The 4,001-nt window shown below is 51.9% G+C and carries 1 protein-coding gene; it reads left to right on the forward strand.

What is annotated here, in order from left to right; genetic code table 11:
- On the forward strand, positions 1–4,001 hold a 4,001-nt coding region (locus IQP38_RS26265), incomplete at both ends, for a beta strand repeat-containing protein (RefSeq protein WP_228009990.1).

The following is a 4,001-nucleotide window of genomic DNA, read 5'->3' on the forward strand; positions in this document are numbered from 1 at the left end:
GCAGACAACGCGACGGTTGTGGAAGACAAGCCAACCATCATTAAGGTCTTAGGTAACGACACGTTCGAAGGCGACGACAAAGTGGTGTCGATCGATACCAATAACGGTCCAGCGAACGGCACGGTCTCAGTCAACCCGGACGGCAGCGTGACCTACACGCCGAACGACAACTACCATGGTACAGACAGCTTCACGTACATCGTTACCTCCGGTGGGGTCAGTGAGTCCACCACGGTGAACGTCGATGTCACACCAGTGAATGATGCGCCAGTGGCGACCAATGACAATGCCGTTACTGACGAAGATACACCAGTGACGATTGATGTTCTGCCAAACGATACTGACATCGATGGTGATGCATTACGTATTGACTCGGCATCTGTGCCGAGTGACCAAGGGACAGTTGAAATTGTTGACGGCAAATTGGTCTTCACACCAGCTGAGAACTTCCATGGTGAGGCCGAAATCACTTACACCGTGACCGATGGTGCACTGACCGACCAAGCGACGGCCAACGTCACCGTAAATGCGGTGAACGACACGCCTGTGGTTGAAAGTAGCATTGCAGACCAAACCTTGGCGGAAGATTTCACGCTATACAGCATCGATCTGAATACCGCTTTCAGCGATGTGGATAACGTGGATAGTGAGTTAACGTTTAGCGTTTCTGGCAACAGCAACATTCAAGTGGCGATCGTCAATGGCATTGCTACGCTCACTCCAACCGCAGACTGGAACGGCTCAGAAGCGTTAACGTTTACGGCTACCGATCCAAGCGGTGAAAGCGTCAGCCAAACGGTGAACTTCACAGTGGCGCCTGTGGCAGACATCGTGGCAGACAACGCGACGGTTGTGGAAGACACGCCGACCATCATTAAGGTCTTAGGTAACGACACGTTCGAAGGCGACGACAAAGTGGTGTCGCTGGATACCAATAACGGACCAGCTAACGGCACGGTCTCGGTCAACCCGGATGGCAGCGTCACTTACACGCCAAACGACAACTATCACGGAACAGACAGCTTTACCTACATCGTTACCTCCGGTGGGGTATCGGAGTCCACCACGGTGAACGTCGATGTGACGCCAGTCAATGACGCGCCAGTGGCAAAAGATGATACCGCTGTTACTGACGAAGACACGCCAGTGACGATTGATGTCCTGCCAAACGACACCGACATTGATGGTGATAAGCTGTCTATCCAATCAGCTTCCGTACCTGAAGCACAAGGCACAGTCGAGATTGTTGATGGCAAACTGGTGTTCACACCGGCTGAGAACTTCCATGGCGACGCTGAAATCACTTACACCATCACCGATGGTTCGCTGACTGACCAAGCGAAAGTAGCCGTTACCGTTAATCCAGTGAACGATGCGCCAACGATCAAGGTCGATGCTGTAGAAAGTATCACTGAAGACGCAGTGAGTACCGATACGGTAGTGGCAACATTGGAAGTCGCTGATACCGATACGCCAGAAGAGCAATTAACCGTTTCTTTAGAAAACAACTCAAACGGCTACTTTGCGCTAGTTGGCGATGAAGTCAAACTGACTCAAGCGGGTGTTGACGCGGTTAACAACGACGAACTCAACCTTAAAGACCTAACGATCAGCGCATCAGTATCGGATGGTGTTAATCCAACGGTTAGCGACAGTGATAGTTTGATTGTGAATCGCGTTAACGATGCACCAACAGTCGATAATGTGATTTCAGATCAAGTGTTAGCAGAAGATTTTACGATCTACACGATTGATTTAAACGACGCATTTAAAGACAGCGACTCCGCACTGAACTTCTCAGTGTCCGGCAACAGCAACGTGTTGGTGTCGATTGAAAATGGCATTGCGACCATTAGCCCAACGGCAGACTGGAACGGCTCAGAAGCGTTGACGTTTACTGCCACCGATCCAAGCGGTGAAAGCGTCAGCCAAACGGTGAACTTCACAGTTGCGCCTGTGGCAGACATCGTGGCAGATAAAGCAACGGTCGTGGAAGACACGCCAACCATCATCAAGGTCTTAGGTAACGACACGTTCGAAGGCGACGATAAAGTGGTGTCGCTGGATACCAATAACGGTCCAGCGAACGGCACGGTCTCGGTCAACCCGGATGGCAGCGTCACTTATACACCAAACGACAACTACCAGGGTACAGACAGCTTTACCTACATCGTTACCTCCGGTGGCGTCAGTGAATCCACCACGGTGAACGTCGATGTCACACCAGTGAATGACGCGCCAGTGGCGACCAATGACAACGCCGTTACTGACGAAGACACGCCAGTGACGATTGATGTCCTGCCAAACGACACCGATGTGGATGGCGATAAGCTGTCGATTGAATCGGCTTCCGTACCTGAAACACAAGGTACAGTTGAGATCGTTGATGGCAGACTGGTCTTCACACCGGCTGATAACTTCCATGGTGACGCTGAAATCACTTACACCGTGACCGATGGTGCACTGACTGACCAAGCGACGGTTAACGTCACCGTGAATGCGGTGAACGACACGCCTGTGGTTGAAAGCAGCATTGCAGACCAAACCTTGGCAGAAGACTTTACGCCATACAGCATCGATCTAAATACGGCTTTCAGCGATGTAGATAACGTGGATGGCGATCTGACCTTCAGCGTCTCCGGCAACAGCAACATTCAAGTGGCGATCGTCAATGGGATTGCTACGTTCACTCCAACCGCAGACTGGAACGGCTCAGAAACCCTAACGTTTACGGCCACCGATCCAAGCGGTGAAAGCGTCAGCCAAACGGTGAACTTCACAGTTGCGCCTGTGGCGGACATCGTGGCAGACAACGCGACGGTCGTGGAAGACACGCCAACCATCATTAAGGTCTTAGGTAACGATACGTTTGAAGGCGACGACAAAGTGGTGTCGCTCGATACCAATAACGGTCCAGCGAACGGCACGGTCTCGGTCAACCCGGACGGCAGTGTCACTTACACGCCAAACGACAACTATCACGGGGCAGACAGTTTTACCTACATCGTTACCTCGGGTGGGGTATCGGAGTCCACCACAGTGAACGTCGATGTGACGCCAGTGAATGACGCGCCAGTGGCAAACGATGACGCGGCAACAACACAAGAAGATACCGCTGTTACGATTGATATCTTGCCAAACGATACTGACATCGATGGTGATACATTACGTATTGACTCGGCGTCTGTGCCGAGTGACCAGGGGACAGTTGAGATTGTTGATGGCAAACTGGTGTTCACACCGGCCGAGAACTTCCATGGTGATGCCGAAATCACTTACACCATCACCGATGGTTCGCTGACTGACCAAGCGACGGTCAACGTCACCGTGAATGCGGTGAACGACACGCCTGTGGTTGAAAGTAGCATTGCAGACCAAACCTTGGCGGAAGATTTCACGCCATACAGCATCAATCTGAATACCGCTTTCAGCGATGTGGATAACGCCGATGGTGAGTTAACGTTTAGCGTCTCAGGTAACAGTAATGTCAATGTCTCAATAGAAAATGGCATCGCGACCATTAGCCCAACGGCAGACTGGAACGGCTCAGAAGCGTTAACCTTTACGGCTACTGATCCAAGCGGTGAAAGCGTCAGCCAAACGGTAAACTTTATGGTTGCGCCTGTGGCAGATATTGAATCTGACCGCGCGACGGTTGTGGAAGACACGCCGACCATCATTAACGTCCTAGGTAACGACACGTTTGAAGGCGACGACAAAGTGGTGTCGCTCGATAGCAATAACGGTCCAGCCAACGGCACGGTCTCGGTCAACCCGGACGGCAGCGTCACTTACACGCCAAACGACAACTTCCACGGTGCAGACAGCTTCACGTACATCGTTACCTCCGGTGGGGTATCGGAATTCACCACGGTGAACGTCGATGTGACGCCAGTCAACGATGCGCCAGTGGCAAAAGATGATACCGCTGTCACTGACGAAGACACGCCAGTGACGATTGATGTTCTGCCAAACGACACCGATGTGGATGGCGATAAGCT

The organism is Vibrio sp. OPT41 (assembly GCF_015163595.1).
GTDB lineage: Bacteria > Pseudomonadota > Gammaproteobacteria > Enterobacterales > Vibrionaceae > Vibrio > Vibrio alginolyticus.